Here is a 24,055-nt window from a genome sequence, read left to right as displayed (position 1 = left end):
CGTCTACCATTCCGCCACGCCCCCGTTAGGTTATGGGTTTAATTAGCTTTTTAACCCACGATTACTCATCATAGCATAAGATTGTGTTCTATTACAAAAAAATTGGCAATTAACTGAAAAAAAGTTTTCTGAGCTTTGCAAATTACATATTAGGTTAAGCTATGTAGCAATTTCAGAGATTAGACGACAATGCTGGATGATACCCCTTACAATGGATTTGATGCCATTGAGGGTCAATGGGAGTTTTAATATGTTAGTTATCTTAACCCGTGAAAATATTTTATCAGTCCAGCAAGTGTGTCCAGGCTGTTTACTCTCCAACCGTCAGGGACAACCCCGCTGGTATCAAGGACAACTAGGCTGTGGCCACTCCTTGGCTAAAATGGAAAGTGAGCAAGTTTCCCTCTACGAATGTGAGATGGGCTTTCAGGTAGCAGAAGTCCAGGGAGAAGCCACCTAACTTCCTTAAATGCCAATAACGTATTTACGCCATTCGTGATTAAGATTTCCTCTGGTATGCTTGACCAGTTCAAAATGTAGGCTACTATAAGGACGGCGAGGCGTATGATACAGATTCATCTGGGCTTCTTTGGGGGTGCGGTTGCCTTTTTTCACGTTACAACGCACACAGGCAGTGACGAGGTTTTCCCAGGTATCACCCCCACCTCGTGAACGGGGAATTACATGGTCTAGGGTTAATTGTTCTCCTCGGTAATAACAATATTGACAAGTGTGGCGATCTCGTTCCAGAATATTACGTCGAGTTAAAGGAATTTCTTTGTAAGGGACGCGAACATATTGGCGCAGTCGAATGACTGAAGGTAGGGGAAAATCAGTATAGATAAACTGTTCATTATTTTCAAGCCGTTCAGCTTTGCCCTTGATTAACAAGACAACCGCCCTTCGCCAACTGGTGATATTGAGCGGTTCATAGGAGGCATTCAACACCAGAACCTTGCCCATAGGTGATCGAGGAATTTTGATGAACCTACCCCAGATAGTAACACAGTTAACTACTTTTGTCTGCTGTTAAGGTTACAAAATCTTTCAATGCCTTTCTCTGTTAAGAGAGTTTTCTCCACAAGAGATGCACTTTTTCCACAGATTATGGGGCTTTTTCCACAAGAGTTAAAGAGAAAATTATCATTAGGTTATAGAATTTGTCTACCGGTCAAAATTCCTCTGACTTCCAACATGGCGGAATAGGTAGGAATAATGTGTAAGGTTTCATTTTCAGAACTTAAATTTAAGGCAGTTTGCACCGCTTCTTGTAGATTTTCTTTAATAATCAGTTTAACCTGATCCGCTTCTTCGGGTTGAGTCTCTTGACTATATTGTAACCGCAAGGCCAAATCATAAATGCGATCGCCGCTAACCACTAAATTTCCTCCTAAACTTACCAAGGTTTCTGTATCTACATCCCAGATCCAAGAAACATCAGTACCGTCAGGGGTTCTATCATTTAATACTAACAAAGTTGTGGAGGATTTTCCAGTCTTTTTGATCTCATTAACTGCCCTAATTGTTTCATTCATACCTACGGGATTTTTTGATAGTAAAATCCGCACGTGCTTGCCTTCAATAGTTAATTCTTCTGCCCGTCCAAAGGCGGCTTTAAAGTTATTAACGGTTGCAAAAATTTCGGGGGTATTAATGCCTAATTCCTGAGCGACTAAGCCCGCGGCCAAGGTATTATACTTATTATAAACTCCAATTAAAATCTGCGGCCAATCCTTGCTATGAAAGGCAGTTTGACTCTTACTAAAGCCACAACTAGGACAAGTAAAGTCCCCTAAATGGGATAAATAAACCCCTTTATAATTTAAAGGATAGCCACAGCTTGGACAGTAGATTGAATCTACAGCATGGGGAATTTCTTCTAAATATAAATCAGGTTCACTCAGTCCAAAATAACGTACTTTTTGTGCTAATTGTTGTCCTAAATAAGAAAGGGTTGGATCATCGGCATTAAGAATAATGACTGTATCAGAGGCTAAAGGGGCGATTGCTTTTTGCCAACGTTGACTAATGGTGTCTACTTCCCCATAACGATCTAATTGATCTCGAAATAAATTTAATGCCAAAATAATCCGAGGTTTACAGTCATTTAAAATCAGAGGAACAATATTTTCATCCACTTCTAAAATGGCATAATCTGCCTGGAGTTTTCCAATTAAATTTGTCTTATTTAATAAGGTAGTAACTAGGCCATTAATTAAGTTAGCTCCTGTATCATTATGGGCGACTTTATAGCCTTGATTTTCTAAAATTGTTCGTAATAATAAAGAGGTGGTGGTTTTGCCATTGGTTCCCACCACAAGAATAACCCCCTGTTTCACTTGCTCACACAGCAGGGATAAGAGTCTCGGATGAAAACGGCGGGAAATTTCCCCAGGTAAGACACTCGCTGCCCCTAAGCCCAGGAAACGAACCCCTGCTGTTACGGTTTTAGCAACGCCAACAGCTAACCCTAAACGAATGCGATCAAATAAATTCATTTTTCGGTATTTCTCAGACAATACTCTCTTAAGGATTATGAATGATTAGGGCAAAATTGGGAATAAAATATTAGAAAAATGGTTAGGGAAAGGTTAGATTAGTGTTTGATAGTGCAGTCTCGTCCCGCTTGTTTAGCAGCTAATAAGGCATTATCCGCCGCTTGAATTAAGGTTTCGATAGTTAAGCTTGTGTTAGGAATGTAACTGGCTACCCCTAAACTGATGGTGACATATTGTTTAGGGGATTCTTGATGAGGGATTTTGAGTGCGTTGATTTCTTGGCGAACTTTTTCGGCGACTTGGTAAGCCCCCTCAATTTCTGTATTAGGTAAAATAATAGCAAATTCTTCACCTCCATAGCGGGCAGCAGTATCTGCTGAACGTTTAATACTTTTGGCTAAAATGGAGGCAATTTGTCTTAAACAATGATCGCCGCTGAGGTGTCCATAGGTTTTGTTAAAACGGGAAAAATAATCAACATCACATAAGATTAAAGCGAGGGGTTGTTTCTCACGGGCCAGTCTTTCCCATTCTTGTTGTAATTGACTATTAAAAGCGCGACGATTGGGTAAATGTGTCAGATAATCAATGATAGCTAGTCTTTCGAGTTGGATGGAGATAGTGAGGTATTCTGATAGGTTTTTGACCATTTGAATCTCTTTTTTATACCAATAACGGGGGGTATGGTGATGAATAATCAGGAGTCCCCACAGGTGAATTTCAAATGAGGTTTCTGCTTCGGCATCACTAATCCAAATTGGGATGACTAATTGAGAGTCAATTTGATTATCTTGGAGGGTTTTACGCCAGGATTCTTCTAAGCCATAATGGTTGATATCTTCAATTTGGAATACCTCCTGATCGCGGTACAATTGTCCCCAATTTTGATGGAGAGTCGGGTTATTAAATTCCTGGTCTAATAATTCTTTACATCCTGGGGCAACGGTTTCAGTAATAATTCTTCCGTACCAATTTTTTTGGAAATTGTGAACTTGATAAATGAGGACGCGACAACAGTCTAATTTTTGACGAATTTGTGTAATATTGAGTTTTAAAACATCTTCGAGTTTCAAAGAGCGCCAAATCTGTTGAGTAATAATACCAAGAAATTTTTCTTTTTCTTGTACAGAAAGTAAGGTTTCTTTGGTGATTTGCGTCATTTTTTGCAAAGTATGTAGGGATTCTCTGGCTTCTTCTACTAAAACTAATAATTGATGATCACTATTTTGATCTAGTAAAAAATAAAGATTAAAATAATGGAGAGATTGTTGAGAAGAATGGCGACAAAGATGCTTAATTTCATAACTAATTCTTTTGCCATGAAAAACATCGGATAAGATGCTTTCTAGTCCTCTAATTTCTGGAAAGACATCCCGAATATCTTGACCAGATTTCAGGGCATTAGGAGAATTGGAAAACCGATCAACTCCTTGGGAAATGTCCCTAATTAACCAATTTTGTCCAACTTTAAGATGGTCTCGATATTGAGGATGAATTAACTTTTTTATCATGGTATTGACGGGGAATCCCATAAGTGATTAAATAGCTCTTGAAAAATTATATTAACATTTTTTCCTGTCTTGGCTGAAGTTTCGTAAGTTTTAATAACTAAGGGATTAGTTGGGAAATAATCAAGGGATAAATCAGCCGTATCTATTAAATCACATTTATTTAAAGCAATAGCAATTTTTAGGGGAATATCAGTCAGAGTATCAAGCCAATGTAAATAGCTGTTAACATGATCTAAGGCATCAGTTTGACTGATATCTGTCACAATTATTACTCCGTGGGTTCCTGCTAAATAAACTGGGTTAGGAAAATATTCATCTACTGAACCAGCAATATCCCAAATAGATAAATTCAGGGTTTGATCTTCATGAAATTGGTGGCAAGTTTCAAAAATTTTTACCCCAAGATCAGCCCCATAATAATTTTGAAATCTCTTTTCCAGGAATTGAATCACTAGGCTGGTTTTTCCTGCATGAAAATGACCTAATAAACAAATTTTTTTGTTGATGGTTTTCATTGACTTTGTTAGTTTAGGATAAAAATGTCTAAAATTGGTAAAAGTTTGCTAAGATCTTTAATGTCATAAAGACAATGACTTTAAGTCAGATCAGATCTAGTTGATGATTAGAGTACCCATATTGCAAAAAAAAGTAACATCTCAAAGCAAAAATTTCTAAAAAATTGCCCAAACATGGAAGATTAAGGAGAGATGTTACCCAATAACACAATTATGGTATAGTACATAAATACGAGTTGCTTTCTTAGTCTTTGATAGATTATCACCCATTTTAATAATGCAACCTCAGCCAACCTTACCCCTGTTTCTTCTCGTTGATGGTCATTCTTTGGCCTTTCGTGCCTATTATGCTTTTGCCAAAGCTAGAACAGGGCCTTTGCGGACTTCCACAGGCATTCCCACCAGTGTTTGCTTTGGGTTTCTCAATTCTTTAATCCAAGTGATTGAGTCTCAGAAACCTCAATATATGGCGATTGCTTTTGATCTCAAAGAACCTACATTTCGTCATAAAGCTGACATTAATTATAAGGCTGATCGACAGGAAACACCAGAGGATTTTATTCCTGATGTGAAAAATTTACAAGACTTATTAGAGGCGTTAAATTTAATCATTGTTACTGCCCCTGGATATGAAGCGGATGATGTTTTAGGAACCCTGGCTAAAAAAGCTAGTGAGTCAGGTTATCGGGTGATCATTGTTAGTGGCGATCGGGATCTTTTTCAATTAGTAGATGATCAGCATAATATTAATGTTCTTTATTTAGAAAGAAATGCCATTAAAAGTTCTACAGGGGAAGGATATACCCTGTTTAACGAAGCATCTGTCGAAGAAAAATTAGGGGTTAAACCGACTCAAGTTATTGATTATAAAGCTTTGTGTGGTGATAAATCAGATAATATTCCTGGGGTGCGAGGTATAGGGGAAAAAACAGCAGTTAAGTTATTAACTGAATATGGTAATCTTGAGAAGATTTATCAAAATCTTGAGCAAATTAAAGGGGCTAACCAGAAGAAGTTAAAGGAAGGAGTAAAAGACGCTGAACATTCCCGTTATTTAGCTGAAATAATTGTTAATGTTCCCCTTGATCTGACTTTAGAAAATTGTAAACTTAAAGGGTTTAATCTTGATTTATTACAACCTGTACTTGAAAAACTGGAATTAAAAAAGTTCTTAAAAAAAATCAATCAATTACAGCAACAATTTGGGGGACAAGTACAAATAGAACTACCAAAAGAGTCAAAAATATTTGATGATAATCAACCCAAACAACTATCAATTTTTGACTCATTATCTTCTGAAGAAAAGAAATATATAGCTATTGAAAAAAAGCAGAGAAATTCTTCAATTAATCCTCAAATTATTACAAGTAAACCCCAGTTAGATGAGTTAGTTGAAATTCTGCTTAAACAGACTAATTCTGCTTTTCCGGTGGCTTGGGATACAGAAACAACGGACTTAAATCCGAGACAAGCAGACTTAGTAGGAATTGGTTGTTGTTGGGGAAATAAACCCACTGATGTTGCCTATATTCCTGTGGGACATAAACAGGGAGAACAACTCAAAAAAGAACAAGTTTTAGAAAGATTAAGAACGATTTTAGAAAGTAATAAATATCCCAAGGTTTTTCAGAATACAAAGTTTGATCGTCTCATTTTACACCATCAGGGAATTAAGTTAGATGGGGTAGTTTTTGATACTATGTTAGCGAGTTATGTTATTGATCCGGAAGGCAGTCATAAATTGAGTGATTTATGTCAACAATATTTGTCTGATATTACCTCTCAAAATTATAATGAATTAGGTATTGCAAAAAATAAAACTATTGCCGACCTTGATCTTGAAACTGTGGCTGATTATTGTGGTATAGATGCTTATTCTACTTGGTTATTAGTAGAACCCTTAAAAGCTAAATTAGCCCAAACTTCTGAGCTTGAAACCTTATTATTAGAAGTCGAACAACCCTTAGAACCCGTGTTAGCGGCCATGGAAGATCAAGGGATTATAATTGACACAGAATACTTAGGAAAATTATCTCAACAATTAGAAGAAAATTTAAACATTATTGAACAGCAAGCATATCACGAAGCGGGAGAAAACTTTAATTTAGGATCGCCAAAACAATTAGGAGAAATTCTTTTTGAAAAATTAGAATTAAACCGCAAAAAATCTCGCAAAACAAAAACAGGATACTCGACTGATCATGCTACATTAGAAAAATTACAAGGCGATCATCCGATCATTGATTATATTTTAGACTATCGAACTTTATCTAAATTAAAATCAACTTATGTAGATGCTTTACCTGAATTAGTTGATGCAAAAACTAACCGAATACACACGAATTTTAATCAGTCTGTAACCGCAACAGGAAGACTATCTTCTTCTAATCCTAATTTACAAAATATTCCGATCAGAACCGAATTTTCTCGTAAAATTAGACAAGCATTTCTTCCCCAAGAAGGATGGTTATTAGTCTCCGCAGATTATTCTCAAATTGAATTAAGAATTTTAGCCCATTTAAGTCAAGAACCAGTTTTATTAGATGCCTATAAAAATAGTCAAGATGTCCATAGTGTGACAGCAAAACTGTTATTTGAAAAGGATAATATTACATCAGCAGAACGAAATTTAGGTAAAACTATTAACTTTGGTGTAATTTATGGCATGGGGGCCCAAAGATTTGCCAGAGAAGCGGGGGTAAGTGCGGCAGAAGGCAAAGAATTTATTAATAAATATCGTCAACGCTATGCCCAGGTATTTGAGTATTTAGAAACTATGAAAAAAGAAGCGATCGCTAATGGATATGTGACAACAATTTTAGGCAGAAGGCGTTATTTTAAATTTAGTACAAATAGTTTATATCAGTTTCGTGGCCATGCTCCTAAAACCATTAATTTAGAGCAGTTAAATTTGAATTATACTGATGCTCAATTATTAAGGGCCGCTGCTAATGCTCCCATTCAAGGATCAAGTGCTGATATTATTAAAATTGCTATGGTAAAAATTCAGAAAATTTTAGCTAATTATCAAGCTAGATTATTGTTACAAGTTCATGATGAATTAGTGTTTGAAGTACCGCCTCAAGAATGGGAAGAATTACAGCCTAAAATTAAAAATACTATGGAAAATGCTGTTAATTTAACTGTTCCTTTATTAGTAGAAATTCATCATGGTAAAAATTGGATGGAAGCTAAATAAGTAAGAATTATTCATTATTCATTGATAAGTGAGTACACACATAAATTATCAAATTAACCTGTTCCCTTTATCAAAATAGTTTCCTAAAATGCAATAATAATGGAATAATGGAAAGATTAGACTGAAGAACTGAATAAGAGATAAGTAAATTATGGTTAGTATACAAATAGAAGCTTCCCGTCACCCCCTTGCTGAGTATATCTATCGTCTGGAAAGGGGAGATGCCTTACTCAAAGACTCTCCGCGAAATGTACTGGAAGTAGTAGGTATTCTTAAGAGTTATGGGGTGATATTAGATGCTTATTCCCGTAATCTTATTTATATTGCCGAGCATCAATTTTTAGTCTTATTTCCCTTTTTTAAATATTTTAATGGGGAGTTTTCTTTCAATAAATTATGGCATCATTGGAACCACGATCGCATTAATTTTGAATATGCAGAATACTGTATGAAAGCGATGATGTGGCATGGCGGAGGAGAGTTAGATGCTTACTTAGATATCCTTGAATTTAAACAAAATGTTGAGAAGGTAATTCAAGCTAAATTTAAGAACAATTTTTTAATGTTAGGACTGCATAAAGCCTTTCCTGAATTTTTGCCTGAACACATGAGAATGATGTCTTATTATAGTGGTTTGGGGCAATTTTGGCGAGTTATGGCCGATATGTTCTTATCCTTATCTGATCGCTATGATCAAGGAGAAATTAAGTCAATTCCTGATGTTGTTCAACATATTTTAGATGGGTTAGTTAAAGATGCTAATAAGCCCATTACTTATCAAGTAAAAATACAAGATAAGGTCTATGATATCTTACCAAAATCAGCAGAATTAACCTTTTTAATGGATACTGCTGTTCCCTATGTAGAAGCCATCTTCTTCCGAGGAACTCCCTTTCCTGGTACCATTTCTTATAATGCTCAAGCCTATCAAATACCCTCGGAACAAGCTATTTTTACTTACGGGGCCTTATATGCAGATCCCTTACCTGTTGGTGGTGCAGGTATTCCCCCAACCCTATTAATGCAGGATATGCGTCATTATTTACCTGACTATCTTCATGATATTTATCGCCAAAGTTTTCGTCAAGAAGATGACTTATTGGTTCAAATTTGTCAAAGCTTTCAAAAATCAATGTTTTGTGTAACAACGGCTGCTATTAAAGGGTTGGCCCCTTATCCTTTGAATACCAATGATCTCCAACAAAAAAAAGAAAATCGTGCCTATTTAGAAGGGTGGATGAACCGTTTTCTAACCTCTCAATTAATTATTGTTAATGGTTAGTCCAATAGATTATAATTTCCTCAATCTATCTATAAATTGTGTTGTGTCGGGATAATTCATGAATTATCCCTACCGAGATAACTTAACTATTTTTTACAGAACTTAAACTGAGATTACACTATACAAAAGAGCCAAGTTATAGGATAATCAAAAACAGATTAAAGACTAAAGCTAAATTAAGTAAACATATCCACTTTCCTTATGAAAAAGCTAATTGAGGGACTACAAAAGTTCCAAACAGGTTATTTTAGTTCTCATCGTGAACTGTTTGAAGAATTATCTCACGGACAACATCCCCGTATTCTTTTTATTACCTGTTCTGACTCCCGTATCGATCCCAATTTAATTACACAAGCGCAAGTAGGAGAACTCTTTGTCATTCGTAATGCGGGTAATATTATTCCTCCCTTTGGGGCCGCGAATGGTGGGGAAGGGGCCGCGATCGAATATGCAATTTCTGCTTTAAACATTGAACAAGTGATTGTTTGTGGTCATTCCCATTGTGGTGCCATGAAAGGGTTACTTAAATTGAGTAGTCTAGAGGAAAAAATGCCCCTAGTTTATAATTGGTTAAAGCACGCAGAAGCGACTAGACAACTTATTAAAGATAATTACAGTAATTTAGAAGGGGAAGAACTTTTAGAAGTGACAGTGGCTGAAAATGTGCTGACTCAACTGGAAAATTTGCAAACCTATCCCGTCATTCGTTCCCGTTTACATCAAGGCAATTTAACCTTACATGGTTGGATTTATCGCCTTGAAAGCGGGGAAGTCTTGGAATATGACCCTCTTTCTCATGATTTTGTCCCTCCCCAAAGTCGTCTGCTGTATCCCGAACCGGAGTATAATTTTCATCCCACTTGTCCTGTTCCTGCTTCATCAGTGTTTAAAGTTTCCACTGTCTCCACCCCTACCCGGAATGGTAAGGGAATAAAAGAGACGAATAACGGCAATAATGGGTCTTCACTGCCAGGATATGAACATTTTCCCCCAGAACAAGCTCAACGCATTTATCGGGGATCTCATTGATCTTCTGACGGAATTGAGGGGCATAATTTTCTATGCCCCGACAAAAAAATAACTATTAATCAGAATTTTCCTTAACAAACTTAATTTTTATTATGAATAAGTTGGGCGATCGCTTGCCTCATATATGAGTTAAACTGATTAAAAAGTAAGTTAACTATGATTTATCTCAATCAGTTTAAATGCTTCACCTAACTTTACAATGAACTGATTTTGCCCACTTTTCTCGAAATTTGCCCTAAAATGAGATTTCGGCTATTTTCAGAATGTGATATACTAATGTTATTAGGTGGAAATCCGTCTAAAAATCAAGATTTAACGCCTGAAACCCTCTACATTGCGTTGTTTTGTCCTTACTTTTCTTTTTTCTTCACTAAGCAATGATCCGGTTCCAAGAGCATTTAACACCCTATTCCAACTAATACATAATTACTTATATTAAGATTTGTAAAACTGAGCCTTGACAAATGGAACGAAATCTGGATAGATTACCTAATTCTCAAGAATAGAAAAACAAACCCACAGACAATCTTAACTGACTTTTTGTATTTTTTAGCCTGTAACTTCGAGATTTAGGGTTAAATATTAACTATTGAAAAATTTCCAAGGAAACTACCCTATGTCGTCACCCTCTAAACGAATATTATTTATCAGCAATGGTCATGGAGAGGATAATCACTCGTCATACGTCATTGAAACCCTACTACAAATGTATCCTAATTTAGAAGTAGCCGCAATGCCCATTGTGGGGGAAGGAAACGCCTACCGTCGCTTAAATGTCCCGATCATTGGCCCTACCCAAAATATGCCTTCTGGGGGGTTTTCCTATATTAATCGTTTACGTCTGCTGACGGACTTAAAAGCAGGGTTAGTGGGGTTAACTTGGCAACAATTACAAGCAGTTTGGCAATATGCCCCTACTTGCGATTTAATTATGGCTACAGGGGACACTGTTTCCCAAGGGTTTGCTTATTCGACAGGTTATCCCTATGTTTCCTTTATTTCCTGTCTGTCTGCTCTCTACGAAGGAAGGTTAAATATTGGCCCTTTTATCGGAACTTTTTTGCGTTCAAAACGTTGTTTAACGGTATTTACCAGAGATCCATATACAGCAAAAGATTTAGGCAAACAAGGCATCACAAAAGCACAATTTGGGGGAATTCCTTCCCTAGACAAACTGCAACCAACAGGCAAAGATTTAGACTTAAATTCTGATCTTCCCATGGTTGCTTTATTGCCAGGATCAAGATTACCAGAAGCGGTTCGTAATTTTAAATTACAACTAAATCTAATTTTAGAAATTGTTAAAGTCATGTCCCCTGAACAAGTTCAATTTCGAGCCGCTTTAGTTCCCAAAGTAATGCAAGAATTAGGGGAAATTGCTAACAGTCAAGGATGGCAAGCTGAAGATGGAAAACTTACCTATCAGACAGACAAAGGGACTATTCAAGTTTTGTGTTATGGTGATGCTTTTAATGATATTTTGCATAACTGTACTTTAATGTTAGGAATGGCAGGATTAGCCGTTGATCAAGGCATTGCTCTGGGAAAACCTGTGATTCAAGTACCAGGGGAAGGCCCCCAATTCACCTACGAATTTGCCGAAGCACAAACGCGATTAATCGGCAGTTGCGCTCAAACTATCGGAAAGGGCCCCGCTACTCCTGAAACCTTGCGAGAAGCGGCTCAATGTGTGGCTAAAACCCTCGCTGATAAGGATTATCTCGCCGATTGTGTCGAACAAGGCAAAAATCGTTTTGGCCCGCCGGGGGCTTCTGTCAGAATTGCCCGTTTTTTGTTAACCTATCTGGGAGTAACAGAAGATCAGTTAATAATTAATAATTAACATAATTAAGATGAAACAACGATCAAATTGGTGGCAATTATTACCTTATTTATGGACACAATGGCCTTTATTAGTTAAAGGTTTACTCTGTATTTTAGGCTTTGTCTCAGTCACTTTATCCTTACCTTTTTTAGCGGGACAAGTTTCTTTATATATTGGTCAAGGTAATATTGAACAAGTAGCCTATTGGTTAGGTTTAGGAACTTTAGCTTTTTTAGTAAGGGGTGTTTTTCAATATGGTCAAAATATCTTTATGATTGATGCTTCTTTAGAAATGGTTTTAAATGTTCGCAAGAGTGTTTATGCCCATTTACATCAATTAGGTTTAGATTATTTTGAAACAGCCAAAACGGGAGATCTCACCTATCGTTTAACGGAAGATATTGATAAAATTGGGGAAATTGTTGACAAGTTATCCCATCAATTTGTTTCTAATGCACTGCAATTAATTGTGATTCCTGCCTATATGTTTTATTTGAACTGGCAGTTAACAGTAGCGAGTCTAATTTTAGCCCCTTTAATGGCCACTTTGGTTGGTCAGTTTGGGGAAAAATTATTAATTTTATCCCGTCGCAGTCAAAATCAAATCTCTAACCTTTCCGCCTTGTTAACCGAGGTTTTTAGTGGTATTCGTGTAGTTCAAGCTTTTGCGGGACAAGATTATGAAGTCAAACGATTTAGTCAAGAAGCCAAACAAAATCGTCAAGCAAGATATAAAGCAGAAAAATTAAAAGCGACTCAATATCCGGTGGTAGGATTTTTAGAAGCAGTCAGTATTATGTCCCTCTTTTTGATTGGGGGATGGCAAATTTCTCAAGGTAATTTAAGATCAGAAGAATTTGTCAGTTATTTAGCTGCCGTTGCTATCTTGCTTCATCCTATTGATTTGATGACCAGCAATTATAATGAGTTTAAACAAGCAGAAGCATCAGTTGACCGCATCTTTGAATTAATGGCAGAAACCCCTACAGTTGTCGAGAAAGAAAATGCCTTAATCTTGCCACAAGTGACGGGAAAAGTAGAATATTTTGATGTTAGTTTTGCTTACAAATCAGATAAACCTGTTCTAAGAAATCTCACTTTATTAGCGCAACCAGGTCAAATTATTGCTTTAGTAGGTTCATCTGGTGCAGGAAAAACCACCTTAGTTAATTTACTCCCTCGTTTCTATGATCCCCAAGATGGACAAATTTTAATTGATGGTATTGATATTAAAGATGTTACTTTAACAAGTTTACGTCGTCAAATTGGTATAGTTCCCCAAGAAACAACTTTATTTTCAGGAACTATCGCCCAAAATATTGCTTATGGACAGGAAGAATTAGATTATGAAGCAATAGAAACAGCAGCAAAAATTGCCAATGCTCATTCATTTATTGTCCAGTTATCTCAAGGCTATCATACTTGGGTAGGGGAACGAGGCGTTAACCTCTCAGGGGGACAAAGACAACGAATTGCGATCGCTAGGGCAGTATTATTAAATCCCCGTATTATGATATTAGATGAAGCGACATCAGCCCTTGATTCTGAATCAGAAGCATTGGTACAAGAAGCATTAGAAAGGGTAATGGAGAATCGCACGGTTTTTGTCATTGCTCACCGTTTAAGTACGGTGCGTCGTGCTGATTGTATTTTAGTGTTAGAAAAGGGGCAAGTTGTAGAGTCGGGAACCCATGATGAGTTGTTAGCAAAAGAAGGACGTTATGCTAAGTTTTATAAGCAACAATACGCCAAAGGTTCGGAGGAATTTTAAACATTACTTCTGCCGTTATCATAGTTCATTGGTCAGAATTAGTGTATAGCATTTCTCATATTTATTTGCTGAGATCTTGCACCATGATTTGAAAATCACAAAACCCCGATTTTTAGAGACTAAAAATAAGCATGACTTCGTTACTATTAGGTAAAAAATCAGGGTTTTCAAGCTAGGGGCAAAATCTAAGTTTACCGTTTTTACGAGCTAATTAACCTTATATGAAACCTTCTTATTGGAATATTGAACAGTTACCAGGATTAAGTAAGATAGCGCAGGAACAATTAAAAGCATTAGGAATTAACACGACTCAATCTTTACTTAATCATGCCAAAAACCCAACGGAAAAACAAGCCTTAGCTAATCAATTAAAATCTCCACTAAAATTAATTAGTAAATGGGTAGCATTAGCGGATTTAGCAAGGGTTCCCAGTATTGGATGCAATTATTGTGGACTTATTTTACATTCAGGTATCATCTCAACCAAGCAGTTAGCAGAAACCCCAGTTTCTTCCTTACATAGACAAATTCTTAAACTACAAGTTGCGACTTTACAACGCAAAGATTTATGTCCGTCTCCTGATATTATTCAAACCTGGATTAATCAAGCAAAGAAATTATGAATCATGAAACTGTCAATTATTAATTGATTATAATATTGAGGTTGCTCTAGTTGAATTTTATGATACCTATAAAATAGATATGGATCATTTTACCCAAAAATGCTAATTTGATCATACTAGATAATATGAGATAAGGAGTAAAACCAATCATGACCATGATCCTAGCAGGAGATATCGGCGGAACTAAAACAATTTTACGCCTTGTCAATGTAGAAATATTAAGTAAGGGGGATAAATTACCGCAGCTAATTACTTTATATCAACAAGTTTATCAGAGTCAAAAATTTAGCGATATTGTTCCTATTGTTCAACAATTTTATGCCGAAGCTAAGTCACAGTTAAATCAAGAAATAGCTGTTAAAAGTGCTTGTTTTGGTATTGCGGGGCCAGTGGTAAATAATACTTCAGAATTAACCAATTTAAGTTGGTCATTAAGTAGCGATCGCTTACAAAAAGAACTGTCTTTAAATCAAGTAAGTTTAATCAATGATTTTGCTGCCATTGGTTATGGTATTTTAGGGTTGACCAAAGATGATTTATATACCCTACAAGATGTTACACCAAACCCCAAATATCCTATCGCTGTTTTAGGTGCAGGAACAGGTTTAGGGGAAGGTTTTCTTATTCCTTTACCCACCGGAAAATATGGTGTATTTTCCTCAGAAGGTTCCCATGCAGATTTTGCACCTCGTACTCCCTTAGAATTTGAATTATTAACCTATATTCAAGACAAATATCAATTGTCCAGGGTATCAGTAGAACGGGTTGTTTCTGGTTTGGGAATTACGGCAATTTATCAATTTTTACGCCATAAAAACCCTGAACAAGAATCACATATATTAAAACAGATATATCAAACTTGGGAAAAGGAAAAAAGTCTTGATCTTTCTGCTGAAGTTGCCAAAGCGGCCCTAGAAAAAGATGATTTTTTATGTCAACAAGCAATGAAAATATTTATTGAAGCTTATGGAGCAGAAGCAGGTAATTTGGCCTTAAAATTATTACCCTACGGGGGGCTATATGTAGCAGGGGGAATTGCTGCTAAAATATTACCATTGATGAAAAATGGAGACTTTATGCAAGCTTTTCAATCTAAAGGCCGAATGAGTTCCCTCTTGAATCAAATACCTGTTCATATTATCTTAAATCCTGATATTGGCCTAATTGGGGCTACTTTACGGGCAGCAGAGTAATGATAATCTAAAACCCTTTTTATTATTGACTTTTTGTCGAATATATGAATAATAAACTCACCCTTGTCGTTAAAATTGGCACCTCTAGCTTGACTCAACCAGAGACAGGAAAATTAGCCTTATCAACCATTGCATCTCTAGTAGAAACCTTAACCGAATTACGACAATTAGGCTATCATTTGGTCTTAGTTTCATCAGGGGCCGTTGGGGTTGGTTGTGGCCGTTTAAATTTAAAAGAACGTCCCAAAAAAATCGCCGTTAAACAAGCGGTTGCTGCTGTGGGCCAAGGACGTTTAATTCGAGTCTATGATGACCTTTTTAGTACCCTAGGACAACCCATTGCCCAAGTTTTATTAACCAGACGAGAATTAATAGACCGTAACTGTTATGTTAATGTTAAAAACACCTTTGAAGCTCTCTTAGAATTAGGGGTAATTCCCATTGTTAATGAAAATGATACAGTGGCAATTGAGGAGTTAAAATTTGGGGATAATGATACCCTTTCTGCTTTGGTTGCTAGTTTAATTAAAGCTGATTGGTTATTCTTATTAACTGATGTAGATCGACTTTATTCTGCTGATCCCCGTGTAGTTGCTGATGCTAAACCTATTAACCTGGTGAATAGTAGCGAATTTGCTCAATTACAGGTAAAAGCAGGAGATAAAGGGTCACAATGGGGAACGGGGGGAATGTCAACCAAATTAACAGCGGCCCGCATTGCTACAGGAGCAGGAGTAAGGACGGTTATTACTCATGGAAAATACCCCGAAAATCTGCTTAAAATTATCCAAGGGGAAAATATTGGCACTCAGTTTGAACCCCAACTTAAACATGATAATGCTCGTAAACGTTGGATCGCCTATGGACTTTTGCCCACAGGAAAACTATACTTAGATAAAGGAGCAGTTCGCGCTATTTGTCAAGGAGGTAAGTCTTTACTAGCTGCCGGAATTCTCAAAGTAGAAGGAGAATTTGAAGCCTCAGACTCTGTAGAATTATGTAATGAAACAGGTCAAGAAATTGCGAGAGGCATTGTCAATTATAATAGTGAAGAAATTGATAAAATCAAAGGAAATCATTCTGATAAAATCCCGCAATTATTAGGGTATAGTGGAGCAGAAACTATTATTCATCGAGATAATTTAGTTATCAATGAAATTTTTTAAACTTTTTTTAAATGTTGAAAATGTCTAATCCTGATCATTACACTTTTGTTTTCTTAGAAATCTTCTCCCAAGAAGGGGGAATACAAGCTTATGTTAAAGATGTCCTACAAGCTTACTTGTCTTTAATTGAGCAATTACCCAATCCTCCAAAAACTGATATATTCTTATTAAGAGATTCCCCAGACTGTCATAATCCTTTTGACACTGAATTAATTAACTTTCACTATCTCAAAACTATGCCTCCCTGGAAAGGAAGGTTAAAACTCGCCTATACTTTACTGACTCATTTAATTCAGAAACGTCCGAAAAAAGTTTTTTGTGGTCATATAAATTTAGCCCCACTAATTCAATTCTTTTGCCAACCCTTGGCTATTCCCTATACAGTTTTAACCTATGGCAAAGAAGTCTGGAAACCTTTACCTCCACAACAACAAAAAGCCCTCAAAAATGCTGCGGCAATTTGGACAATTAGTCGCTATAGTCGAGATTGTTTATGCCAAGGGAATAATATTGATCCCAAAACGGTTGAGATTTTGCCTTGTATTGTTGATGGAAATCAATTTACACCAGGGAAAAAACCGATTGATTTATTAGAAAAATATGACCTAAAAGATGCTAAAACACTAATGACAGTGGCGCGATTATGGTCAGGGGATATTTATAAAGGAGTTGACGTTACTATCAGGGCATTACCGAAAATTTTACAATCTTTTCCTAACATTAAGTATCTGGTAATTGGCCGAGGGGATGATCTCCCTCGCTTAGAACAGTTGACCAAAGATCTAGGTGTCAGCGATCGCGTGGTTTTTGCGGGGTTTGTCCCTACCGAAGACCTAGTTAACCATTATCGGCTTGCGGATGCCTATATCATGCCCTCACAAGAGGGATTTGGCATTGTTTATCTCGAAGCCATGGCCTGTGGGATTCCCGTTTTGTCAGGAGATGCTGACGGTTCAGCCGATCCTCTACAGGATGGAAAGTTAGGCTGGCGAGTACCTCACCGTAATCCTGATGCGGTTGCCCAAGGATGTCTGGAAATTCTGCAAGGAAATGATCAAAGGTGTCAGGGGGAATGGTTACGACAAGAGGCTTTAGACCAATTTAGTCCGGGGGCTTTGTCTCAGAAATTAGCCCAATTGCTCTAAGAAAGGGTTAAAATAGCCAAGATAGTTCCACACCAGGGGATTTGCCCCGACAGAATTCCTGAACCATAGGGGCGGGTATGGACAAGTTTAGACAATTGTGGAAGAAGTATGATAAAAAGCTGAAAAGAAACTAAAAAATAGAAAGTTATATAAGTTTTAACGTTGTAAGTCTTGATTTTAAGCGATATCATAGGAATGGTACCTAGTTAATTACTTCTCATACGGCATAGCCGTTAATCACTATGGAAAGCATACAACTCATCAACATTGGGTTTGGTAATATTGTGTCTGCGAATCGGGTCATTGCGATTGTTAGCCCAGAATCAGCCCCAATTAAACGGATTATCAGCGATGCCCGCGAACGGGGTCAACTGGTGGATGCCACCTATGGTCGTCGTACCCGTGCTGTTATTATTACAGATTCAAGTCATGTCGTTTTATCAGCCATCCAACCAGAAACAGTGGCCCATCGTTTTGTGGTTAGTAAGGAAGCCATTGCTAATAGTAACTAAAATTTACTGATTCACTTAATAATCTAATCTCATGGCATCAGGAAAGCTTATTGTATTAACTGGGCCGAGTGGTGTGGGTAAAGGGACGCTGGTTCGCGCTTTATTAGCGCGTCACCCTGACTTATATTTGTCTGTCTCTGCAACTACTCGTTCTCCTCGTTCTGGAGAAGTGGAGGGGAAAGATTATTATTTCCTCCCTCGTGCCGATTTTGACAAAATGATTCAGCAAAATGAATTACTCGAATGGGCTGAATATGCGGGCAATTATTACGGAACACCCCGCGCCAAGGTTGAAGCACAAATCAACCTTGGAAACACCGTGCTTTTAGAAATAGAAGTTATCGGTGCTAAAGCCATTAAACAAACATTTCCTGATGCTTTGAGAATTTTTATTCTTCCCCCTTCTTTTGCTGAATTAGAACGTCGTCTGAGGGGTCGAGGAACAGACTCAGAAGCGGCTATGATGCGTCGTCTTGACAGGGCCAAACAGGAGTTAGAAGCAAGTCAAGAATTTGATAAAACTATTGTTAATGATGACTTAGAAACTGCTTTAAAACATCTTGAATTAGCTATTTTTTCCTAATATTAGTGAGAATTTCTTGAGGGAGTAACTTTTGCTTTTCTTCATCAGTCAAATCTAGCTCAAACTTTACAGAATAGCTCATTTACTTTTCAATTCCATACCTTTTATAAACTTCCGATTCTGAAATTGTGGGTCTTCCTTCTAGTCGTTTGCGTCGTATTTCTAATAAACTCTGCTTGAATGATTCTTTAATTTCTTTTATTTGCATAGTTTCTTTGATTAATTAAATATGATATATAATCATATCATGAGAATTCAAAATACTTGATCTGAGTTCTTTAGGGTCGAAGACTGTTCGACCCCACATAATTTATACGCTTCCAACTTCATGACGAGATGTGCGTAATTGTCCACAAGCAGCATCCGCTTCTAAACCCCTCGAATAACGAACACTAGCGGCAATTCTACGCTCTTGTAAGAGTTGCATAAACTTTTGAATACTGTGTTCATCTGGGCGTTGATAGTCAGCTTCTGCAATGGGGTTATAGGGAATTAAATTCACATGACTTTGAAACCCTTTGAGGTGATTTGCTAATTCAATGGCGTGTTCTGGTAAATCATTTACACCCCCTAATAAAACATATTCAAATGTTACCCGTCGCCCTGTAATATCAACATATTTTCGACAGTCTGCTAACAATTTTCCGAGGGTGTAATGTTTAGCACCAGGAATTAATTGTTCCCGTAAAGCTTGGTTAGAAGCATGAAGACTCACAGCAAAAGTTATTTGTAATTGATAATGAGCAAGTTGTAAGATTTTTTGAGGAATACCTACCGTAGAAATAGTAAGCGATCGCTGGCCAATTCCTACATCTTGATTAATAATTTTAACGGCTTTTACCACTTCTTTGATGTTTAATAAAGGTTCTCCCATTCCCATAAAAACAACATGACTTACTCTTTGTTGAAAGTCTTCTTGAACAGTTAATACTTGATCAACGATTTCAGCACAGGTTAAATTGCGTTCATAACCCCCTTTTCCTGTAGCACAAAAATCACAATTCATCGGACAACCGACTTGGGAAGACACACAAACCGTCAACCGTTTTGATGTGGGAATGCCAACAGCTTCAATGATTAAACCATCTGCTAAACTTAAGAGGTATTTCCTTGTACCATCAGGGGCAATGGTTCGGTGAACAATTTTTGATCGTCCGATGGGATAATCACTTAATTCTTCCCGCCAAGTTTTGGGGAAAACAGAGATTTCTGTCAGCGATCGCGCTCCTTTTTCGTACAACCATTGATGGAGTTGTTTGCCTCGATATGCGGGTTGTCCCTGTTGTTTTACCCAGGTGGTTAATTCGTCTACAGATTTTCCTAATAAGGTTTCTTGAGTGAGTGGCATTGAGATTAATGATAAGTGTAATTATTTTTATTTTAACGAGTTCGGGAGCGAGAAATCCCCGCTATTCGGAACGAAAATCGAGGGGTCGCTACGCGCACCTGCGGTGGGAAAGCCAGGGCAGGGTTTTTGTGATAAGGTAGAAGTGGCCGTAAGGTAAAAACCACCAATTGAGCCGAAGTTGGAATGTATCCATCCAAGATGAGAGTGAAAGACAGTCGCAAGACGGGGCCGACCGAACTTGGGAAATACGAAAAAAAATTGTAGAAATCAGACAAACTACCCAGGGACTCTGGGAAACGAAAACGCCTGATTAGTCGTTCTGTCGGGGAACCAACAGTGGGAGATGTACTCATCGCTTGTACCAATGTGTTCTAGATAAGTGGCGAAACCTCGTGTAAACGGGAATAACCAGGAATGCCCTATCGTGAGTTAGGGAGGTTCCCCGCACGAAGATTAGGTCGTGCGTGGGAGGATGTCACCAATGGACAATGGACAATTGGTTAATTGTCCATTGTCCATTGATAACGATAACTCCTTCTAATTGAAGGACATTTGTCATTAAGTTTAGTTGAGAATTTGATGGCATGAGTGTAAGTTAACTTGAAATATCACTTTTCTTTCAATATTTATTTAACCATTAAATGTCTCTAAAAGCAAGCCTTGTAAGGATCTTGTTTCTTATTCTATTTTCTTTTTACTAAAAAAAGTAAGTTATTATTTTAAGAATTTACATAATAAGTTCGGTAGAACCGAAATTTTAAAACAGTTTAACTTACCTCAAACTTTTATTAATTAATATTTATAACAGTCTTAACCTTCAACTTTAAGGTAAATATTTCTGAACCACAGACCAACCTGATAAACTAACTAAAGCAAAGCTGATAAATAAAATAATATTAGTGCCAATATGTAGCATCCTCATTCTAGGACGTTCTGGACTAATTTGGGTGGCTGCTGTAGCAGAAATTAAGACTAAAATAACGGTTACTAAGCCAGCAATTAAATGATAAGAATGGCCTAAACTACCATAATGGCCTAATGTCCCAACTAAGCCAATTACTAATAATAATAACACTAACATAACCAGAATAGCCCCAATTATATAATGAACAGGGCGCAACCACAAAGGAGGAGAAGCTTGAGTATTTCGCTGATAAAACATCCATCCTCCCGATATTCCTAATAAAAAGTATGCAAATAAAGATAAACCCATTGACCAAGCTGCAATTTTCCAAAGCCATAAAAAAGAAGGTAAATTCATAGTTAATAGTCGCAAAATGATGTATTAATCTTATTGTATGTTAGCGAAGTCAAAGTAAGTCCAAGTGTTGCCTCTTAATTACCTTGCCAAAAAAAATTGCCCCTTATGGGGCAACCTCAGCTAGATTTTGTCAATTATTGATTGTCGTTATGCGACTTTCTAAACTAATGCAGCTTTTAAAGTAGAAACTTTGTAATGAGTGAATGTGTCACTCGGTTGTAAGGTTTGTTTTTTATCAGTGGGGACAGGAACGGTAATCATTTCTTCTTCCATTTCTTCCTCACCCCTATCGTTTATACAAAGGCGTTCACAAGGAATAGTATCGGAAAGAATAGCACTCGCCATCATTCCCGTATGAATTTCTAATTGTGCTTTCGGTAAAGTTTCAAACACAAGCCGTTGTCCAGGAAAAACAACACGCTCAAAATACCACTTAGGAAGATTGGTAATCCGAACAACTTGAATCTGATTCGTTGCGTTTACATAACAGCAAAGGAGTGAGTTCCTTTGCCCAGTTGGAATGGGATCAAGGATCTGAGCCATAGTAATTGAGGCAATGTGAGTTCTGATTGTTCATTTCCTCTTTACACTAACACTCCGTGATCCCCGTTAGTTGTAATCAATATTACATTCAATATTTTTCTTGCAAAATATGGCATACTACTGCAGTAGTATTGTATAATGTGCAGAAAATCAAATAATAAAAAAGTTTACCCGAAAATGCCTAGCAAGCCCGTCAGTGTCCAGTTATTCCCTTGCTAGTCCGTTAAAATATCGTTAAAGTTAAGATATATTACAAATCCTCTGGTAACTGAGAGGCGAAAAATAAGTTTACCAAAGCGGGGATCGCTCAATAGGATTGTAACAGAGCTAAAAGCGATCGCCTGTTGAGAAGACCATCTGGCCCATCACACTTTTAAGACAACCATGACCACAGCACAGCGCATTCTCTACTGCCGCCTTCCCTGTAACCCCATTTTCCCCATTGGTGTTGTTTATCTCTCGGATCATGTTCATAAGTTATTTCCCGATATTGAACAGAAAATCTTTGATTTGGGGGCAGTTCCCCCCTTAGACTTCAAAAAAGCTTTAGATAATTGTATTGATGAGTTTAAGCCCACCTTACTCGTTTTTTCTTGGCGAGATATTCAAATTTATGCCCCAGTGGGGGGACGGGGAGGCAACCCCTTACAAAATGCCTTTGAATTTTATTACGCCCATAACCCCTTAATTCGTCTCAGAGGGGCGTTAGGGGGGTTAAAGGTAACAACAGCCTATTATAGTGAGTTGTGGCGTAATTTAGGGCTAATTCGTCGGGGTTTAACTAGGGCGAAAAAATATCATCCAGAGGCCCGTTTAGTGGTTGGTGGTGGGGCTGTGAGTGTGTTTTATGAACAGTTAAAAACTCAGCTACCTTCAGGGACTATTGTATCAGTAGGAGAGGGAGAAACTTTACTAGAGAAATTCTTGCGGGATCAAGATTTTTCTAATGAAAGATGTTATGTTGTCGGGGAAAATGAACCTCGTAATCGGCTAATTCATGAAGCCCCAACCCCTTTAGAAAAGACGGCTTGTAACTACGATTATATCGAAACCATTTGGCCGGAATTTAGTTATTATTTCCAAGAAAATGATTTTTATATTGGGGTACAAACTAAACGCGGTTGTCCTCATAATTGTTGTTATTGTGTTTATACTGTTGTTGAGGGGAAACAAGTTAGGATTAACCCTGCTGATGAAGTTGTTAAGGAAATGCAGCAACTTTATGACCGAGGAATTCGTAATTTTTGGTTTACGGATGCTCAATTTATTCCTGCCCGTCTCTATATGAAAGATGCGGAGGAATTATTAGAAAAAATCCTTGAGTCTGGCATGACAGATGTTCATTGGGCTGCTTATATTCGGGCCGATAATTTAAACCCAAAATTGTGTGATTTGATGGCAAAAACGGGGATGAATTATTTTGAGATTGGTATTACTAGCGGCTCACAAGAATTAGTCCGTAAAATGAGAATGGGTTACAATTTACGCACTGTTTTACAAAATTGTCGGGACTTAAAAGCGGCAGGGTTTAATGATTTAGTCTCCGTCAATTATTCCTTTAATGTCATTGATGAAACCTTTGACACCATTCGTCAAACGATTACTTATCATCGAGAATTAGAGAAAATTTTTGGAGTAGATAAAGTTGAACCCGCCATCTTTTTCATTGGGTTACAACCTCATACCCATTTAGAGCAATATGCTTTTGAACATAATATCCTTAAACCAGGATATAACCCCATGAGTATAATGCCTTGGACAGCGAAAAAACTATTATGGAACCCTGAACCCTTGGGATCATTTTTTGGGGAAGTTTGCTTACAAGCATGGCAACAAAACCCCAATGATTTTGGACGAGAAGTGATGAAAATCCTAGAACAAAGATTAGGAAAAGCAGACTTAGAAGATGCTTTATCTGCACCTATTGAAGACAAGAAAAAACAGTTAGCTTTAGCATAATCTGTCGGTGGGCAATGCCCACCCTACAACTAGGTAATTTTTTTTCATCATAAATCATTAATAAACTTGACCGCGAGACGCAATGAGATGTT

At 37.3% G+C, this 24,055-nt stretch carries 20 protein-coding genes; 13 read left to right on the top strand and 7 right to left on the bottom strand.

Translation table 11 applies throughout. The features are described from left to right. Positions 1-250 precede the first annotated feature (250 nt). Positions 251-460 carry a hypothetical protein gene (locus VB691_RS15675; protein WP_323292446.1) on the top strand — a complete coding sequence of 70 codons (210 nt, stop codon included), beginning with the start codon at positions 251-253 and terminating at the stop codon, positions 458-460. A 5-nt stretch (positions 461-465) separates the two neighbouring features. On the opposite strand, the gene VB691_RS15670 is transcribed toward VB691_RS15675, so the two are convergent. The 4 genes from VB691_RS15670 to VB691_RS15655 form a co-directional block, all read right to left on the bottom strand. Further along, the gene (locus VB691_RS15670; protein ID WP_323292445.1) at positions 466-963 is read right to left on the bottom strand and encodes an HNH endonuclease; all 498 of its coding nucleotides are present in this window, start codon (positions 961-963) and stop codon (positions 466-468) included. Positions 964-1,151: 188 nt separating this feature from the next. Beyond that, positions 1,152-2,498 carry a Mur ligase family protein gene (locus VB691_RS15665; protein ID WP_323292444.1) on the bottom strand — a complete coding sequence of 449 codons (1,347 nt, stop codon included), beginning with the start codon at positions 2,496-2,498 and terminating at the stop codon, positions 1,152-1,154. Between the two features lie 98 nt (positions 2,499-2,596). Then, positions 2,597-4,030 carry a diguanylate cyclase domain-containing protein gene (locus VB691_RS15660; RefSeq protein WP_323292443.1) on the bottom strand — a complete coding sequence of 478 codons (1,434 nt, stop codon included), beginning with the start codon at positions 4,028-4,030 and terminating at the stop codon, positions 2,597-2,599. Then, a complete protein-coding gene (locus VB691_RS15655) occupies positions 4,006-4,524 on the bottom strand; it encodes a GTP-binding protein (RefSeq protein ID WP_323292442.1) in 519 nt (172 codons plus the stop codon). Before VB691_RS15655 ends, VB691_RS15660 begins: the two co-directional genes overlap by 25 nt. A 277-nt stretch (positions 4,525-4,801) precedes the next feature. Here VB691_RS15655 and polA point away from each other — a divergent pair, with 277 nt between their 5' ends. The 11 genes from polA to gmk all read left to right on the top strand — a co-directional run bounded on the left by polA (position 4,802) and on the right by gmk (position 18,852). After that, the gene (polA, locus tag VB691_RS15650) at positions 4,802-7,723 is read left to right on the top strand and encodes a DNA polymerase I (protein WP_323292441.1); all 2,922 of its coding nucleotides are present in this window, start codon (positions 4,802-4,804) and stop codon (positions 7,721-7,723) included. A 151-nt stretch (positions 7,724-7,874) separates the two neighbouring features. Next, complete coding sequence (locus VB691_RS15645) at positions 7,875-9,005, top strand: CO2 hydration protein (protein ID WP_323292440.1); 1,131 nt, start codon at positions 7,875-7,877, stop codon at positions 9,003-9,005. 201 nt (positions 9,006-9,206) lie between these two features. Beyond that, the gene (locus VB691_RS15640) at positions 9,207-10,034 is read left to right on the top strand and encodes a carbonic anhydrase (RefSeq protein ID WP_323292439.1); all 828 of its coding nucleotides are present in this window, start codon (positions 9,207-9,209) and stop codon (positions 10,032-10,034) included. Between the two features lie 616 nt (positions 10,035-10,650). Beyond that, positions 10,651-11,877, top strand: a complete 1,227-nt coding sequence (locus tag VB691_RS15635) for a lipid-A-disaccharide synthase-related protein (RefSeq protein ID WP_323292438.1) — start codon at positions 10,651-10,653, stop codon at positions 11,875-11,877. A gap of 10 nt (positions 11,878-11,887) precedes the next feature. Further along, on the top strand, positions 11,888-13,630 hold the full coding sequence (locus tag VB691_RS15630; RefSeq protein WP_323292437.1) for an ABC transporter ATP-binding protein: 1,743 nt from the start codon (positions 11,888-11,890) through the stop codon (positions 13,628-13,630). Between the two features lie 221 nt (positions 13,631-13,851). Then, entirely contained in the window at positions 13,852-14,253 is a 402-nt protein-coding gene (locus tag VB691_RS15625; RefSeq protein ID WP_323292436.1) for a DUF4332 domain-containing protein, read from the top strand. Positions 14,254-14,402: 149 nt separating this feature from the next. After that, positions 14,403-15,446 carry a glucokinase gene (locus VB691_RS15620; RefSeq protein WP_323292435.1) on the top strand — a complete coding sequence of 348 codons (1,044 nt, stop codon included), beginning with the start codon at positions 14,403-14,405 and terminating at the stop codon, positions 15,444-15,446. Between the two features lie 44 nt (positions 15,447-15,490). Then, complete coding sequence (gene proB / locus VB691_RS15615) at positions 15,491-16,612, top strand: glutamate 5-kinase (RefSeq protein WP_323292434.1); 1,122 nt, start codon at positions 15,491-15,493, stop codon at positions 16,610-16,612. A 20-nt stretch (positions 16,613-16,632) separates the two neighbouring features. Beyond that, positions 16,633-17,757 carry a glycosyltransferase gene (locus VB691_RS15610; protein WP_323292433.1) on the top strand — a complete coding sequence of 375 codons (1,125 nt, stop codon included), beginning with the start codon at positions 16,633-16,635 and terminating at the stop codon, positions 17,755-17,757. A 242-nt stretch (positions 17,758-17,999) separates the two neighbouring features. Continuing rightward, positions 18,000-18,269, top strand: coding sequence for an extracellular matrix/biofilm regulator RemA (remA, locus tag VB691_RS15605; RefSeq protein ID WP_323292432.1), 270 nt, complete (start codon positions 18,000-18,002; stop codon positions 18,267-18,269). 31 nt (positions 18,270-18,300) lie between these two features. Further along, entirely contained in the window at positions 18,301-18,852 is a 552-nt protein-coding gene (gene gmk, locus VB691_RS15600) for a guanylate kinase (protein ID WP_323292431.1), read from the top strand. A gap of 310 nt (positions 18,853-19,162) precedes the next feature. Here gmk and rlmN read toward each other — a convergent pair whose 3' ends face one another. The 3 genes from rlmN to VB691_RS15585 form a co-directional block, all read right to left on the bottom strand. Further along, complete coding sequence (gene rlmN, locus VB691_RS15595; RefSeq protein ID WP_323292430.1) at positions 19,163-20,200, bottom strand: 23S rRNA (adenine(2503)-C(2))-methyltransferase RlmN; 1,038 nt, start codon at positions 20,198-20,200, stop codon at positions 19,163-19,165. Between the two features lie 823 nt (positions 20,201-21,023). Further along, positions 21,024-21,461, bottom strand: a complete 438-nt coding sequence (locus tag VB691_RS15590; protein ID WP_323292429.1) for a DUF4079 domain-containing protein — start codon at positions 21,459-21,461, stop codon at positions 21,024-21,026. A 159-nt stretch (positions 21,462-21,620) separates the two neighbouring features. Further along, positions 21,621-22,004: a DUF1830 domain-containing protein gene (locus VB691_RS15585; RefSeq protein WP_323292428.1), complete on the bottom strand. Its 384-nt coding sequence runs from the start codon at positions 22,002-22,004 to the stop codon at positions 21,621-21,623. Between the two features lie 384 nt (positions 22,005-22,388). Between VB691_RS15585 and VB691_RS15580 the strand changes: the two genes are divergently transcribed. After that, the gene (locus VB691_RS15580; RefSeq protein WP_323292427.1) at positions 22,389-23,963 is read left to right on the top strand and encodes a photosystem II high light acclimation radical SAM protein; all 1,575 of its coding nucleotides are present in this window, start codon (positions 22,389-22,391) and stop codon (positions 23,961-23,963) included. The last annotated feature ends 92 nt before the right edge of the window (positions 23,964-24,055 follow it).

The organism is Crocosphaera sp. XPORK-15E (assembly GCF_034931425.1).
Lineage (GTDB): Bacteria > Cyanobacteriota > Cyanobacteriia > Cyanobacteriales > Microcystaceae > UHCC-0190.
This window is presented reverse-complemented; position numbering and strand designations above follow the sequence as displayed.

Bases quoted from the DNA above. Each gene is read 5' to 3' on its own strand.
- VB691_RS15675 (WP_323292446.1), top strand. From the start codon at position 251: ATGTTAGTTATCTTAACCCGTGAAAATATTTTATCAGTCCAGCAAGTG.
- VB691_RS15670 (WP_323292445.1), bottom strand. From the start codon at position 963: ATGGGCAAGGTTCTGGTGTTGAATGCCTCCTATGAACCGCTCAATATC.
- VB691_RS15665 (WP_323292444.1), bottom strand. From the start codon at position 2,498: ATGAATTTATTTGATCGCATTCGTTTAGGGTTAGCTGTTGGCGTTGCT.
- VB691_RS15660 (WP_323292443.1), bottom strand. From the start codon at position 4,030: ATGGGATTCCCCGTCAATACCATGATAAAAAAGTTAATTCATCCTCAA.
- VB691_RS15655 (WP_323292442.1), bottom strand. From the start codon at position 4,524: ATGAAAACCATCAACAAAAAAATTTGTTTATTAGGTCATTTTCATGCA.
- polA (WP_323292441.1), top strand. From the start codon at position 4,802: ATGCAACCTCAGCCAACCTTACCCCTGTTTCTTCTCGTTGATGGTCAT.
- VB691_RS15645 (WP_323292440.1), top strand. From the start codon at position 7,875: ATGGTTAGTATACAAATAGAAGCTTCCCGTCACCCCCTTGCTGAGTAT.
- VB691_RS15640 (WP_323292439.1), top strand. From the start codon at position 9,207: ATGAAAAAGCTAATTGAGGGACTACAAAAGTTCCAAACAGGTTATTTT.
- VB691_RS15635 (WP_323292438.1), top strand. From the start codon at position 10,651: ATGTCGTCACCCTCTAAACGAATATTATTTATCAGCAATGGTCATGGA.
- VB691_RS15630 (WP_323292437.1), top strand. From the start codon at position 11,888: ATGAAACAACGATCAAATTGGTGGCAATTATTACCTTATTTATGGACA.
- VB691_RS15625 (WP_323292436.1), top strand. From the start codon at position 13,852: ATGAAACCTTCTTATTGGAATATTGAACAGTTACCAGGATTAAGTAAG.
- VB691_RS15620 (WP_323292435.1), top strand. From the start codon at position 14,403: ATGACCATGATCCTAGCAGGAGATATCGGCGGAACTAAAACAATTTTA.
- proB (WP_323292434.1), top strand. From the start codon at position 15,491: ATGAATAATAAACTCACCCTTGTCGTTAAAATTGGCACCTCTAGCTTG.
- VB691_RS15610 (WP_323292433.1), top strand. From the start codon at position 16,633: ATGTCTAATCCTGATCATTACACTTTTGTTTTCTTAGAAATCTTCTCC.
- remA (WP_323292432.1), top strand. From the start codon at position 18,000: ATGGAAAGCATACAACTCATCAACATTGGGTTTGGTAATATTGTGTCT.
- gmk (WP_323292431.1), top strand. From the start codon at position 18,301: ATGGCATCAGGAAAGCTTATTGTATTAACTGGGCCGAGTGGTGTGGGT.
- rlmN (WP_323292430.1), bottom strand. From the start codon at position 20,200: ATGCCACTCACTCAAGAAACCTTATTAGGAAAATCTGTAGACGAATTA.
- VB691_RS15590 (WP_323292429.1), bottom strand. From the start codon at position 21,461: ATGAATTTACCTTCTTTTTTATGGCTTTGGAAAATTGCAGCTTGGTCA.
- VB691_RS15585 (WP_323292428.1), bottom strand. From the start codon at position 22,004: ATGGCTCAGATCCTTGATCCCATTCCAACTGGGCAAAGGAACTCACTC.
- VB691_RS15580 (WP_323292427.1), top strand. From the start codon at position 22,389: ATGACCACAGCACAGCGCATTCTCTACTGCCGCCTTCCCTGTAACCCC.